This window comes from Mycobacterium sp. TH-M82 (genome assembly GCF_057473605.1).
In genome coordinates, this window is the sequence record NZ_JBYCKY010000865.1 from 1 (window position 1) to 1676 (window position 1676).

At 72.6% G+C, this 1676-nt stretch carries 2 protein-coding genes and 1 pseudogene; all 3 read right to left on the reverse strand.

What is annotated here, in order from left to right; genetic code table 11:
* Nucleotides 1-139, reverse strand: a pseudogene (locus AC2VON_RS25100) (TIGR01777 family oxidoreductase); the annotation flags it as partial.
* 13 nt (nucleotides 140-152) lie between these two features.
* Nucleotides 153-1397 (reverse strand): glycosyltransferase family 4 protein, encoded by a 1245-nt coding sequence (locus AC2VON_RS25105; RefSeq protein ID WP_486955238.1) that lies wholly within the window; start codon nucleotides 1395-1397, stop codon nucleotides 153-155.
* Between the two features lie 91 nt (nucleotides 1398-1488).
* A partial coding sequence (locus tag AC2VON_RS25110; RefSeq protein ID WP_486955239.1) for a 1,4-alpha-glucan branching protein domain-containing protein occupies nucleotides 1489-1676 on the reverse strand: 188 nt, incomplete at its 5' end.

Below are 1676 nucleotides of genomic sequence, written 5' to 3' on the forward strand. Positions count from 1 at the left end.
CTTTCAGCGAGGCGGCCTCGGCCACGAGCCGCATCGGCTGCCACGGCGGCGAGAGTCGTTCGAAAGCACCCGGCCTGGCGTACCAGGCGAAGACGTCGTCGCGCGGCGCATCGACCACGCTCGAGAATTCCAGAGCCATGCCTCGAAGGTAGCTAACGATCCGGCAGGGCGTGCTCGACGATCGGCAGCCGGGGCTGCGGCTGCCGCTCGCCGCGCTTGGCCGCCACATACACCTGCGCGGTCTGCTCGGCCACCGTCTGCCAGGAGAAGTCCGAGGTGAGCCGCTCGCGGGCGGCGCGGGCGCGCCGTTGCGCGGCCGCCGGATCGTCGAGCACCGCACGTACCGCGGACGCCAGCTTCGCCACGTCGCGCGGCGGGCACGATACGCCGGTCCGCCCGTTGATCACCGCCTCGCCCAGGCCGCCGACGTTCGACGTCACCAGCGGGGTGCCGGCCGCGGCGGCCTCCAGGGCGACGATCCCGAACGGTTCGTAGTGGCTGGGCAGCACCGCGGCGTCGGCGCGGTGCAGCACCGCCAGCAGCTCGTCGTGGCCGAGGTGCCCGACGAACCGGGTCGCCTTGAGCACCCGGTGCTTTCGCGCCTGCTCGACGAGCCGGTCCCGCCCGGTCCCGGTCCCGGCGAGGGTCAGGGTGGTGCCGGGGTGGGTGCGCCGGATCCGCGGCAGGGCGGCGATGAGGTCGTGCACGCCCTTCTCGTACTCCAGCCGGCCGAGGTAGAGCAGTTCGGCCGGCCCGGTGCGCGCCCGGCGGTCCGCGAACGGCCAGCACGTCACGTCGATGCCGTTGCGGATCACGGTGATGCCGGCCAGGCCGGGGCCGAACAGTTCGGTGATCTCCTCGCTCATCGACGCCGAACACGTGATCAGCGAGTCGGATTCGCGCACCAGCCACGACTCGATGGCGTGCACCTGCCGGCTGATCGTCCCGGACACCCAGCCGGAATGCCGACCGGCCTCGGTGGCGTGAATCGTGGAAACCATTGGCACGTCGTAGAACTGGGCAAGTGCGATCGCCGGATGGGCGACCAGCCAGTCGTGTGCGTGCACGACGTCGGGGCGCCACGGCCGGTCGCGGCCGTGGCGTTTGATGACCAGCCCGGCCCGGACCATCGCATGACCCATCGCCAGCGTCCAGGCCATCATGTCGGTGCCGAAGCCGAACTCGTGGGGGTCCTGGGCGGCCGCGATCACCCGGACGCCCTCGTCGATCTCGTCGGAGGTCGGGTGCGTGCTGGGGTCGGTGCCCGAGGGCCGCCGGCACAGCACCACGACGTCGTGACCGGCTTCGGCCAGCGCGGTGGACAGGTGGTGCACGTGCCGGCCGAGGCCGCCGACCACCACCGGCGGGTACTCCCATGACACCATCAGGATCTTCACGCCGCGACCTTTCGCCGCGAGCGTGCGTGAAATGCCGCGCGCGGCGGCGTGTCGCCGTGCAGACACGCGCGCTCGCGGGAAGAGGCGAAAGTCACCGGGGCAGCCTACGCGCGTCCAGGGCCCCGAACAGCCCGTCGGCGCGGTTCCAGCCCTCGGCGAGCCGCTCGGCGGTGTCGCGCCGGCCCGACGCCAGCGCGCCCGCGATCTCCCGGGCGGCGTGCGCGTGCAGGTGGGCGCGGTAGCGCGCGTAATCGGCCGCCGAGTCCTTGCTCACCATGA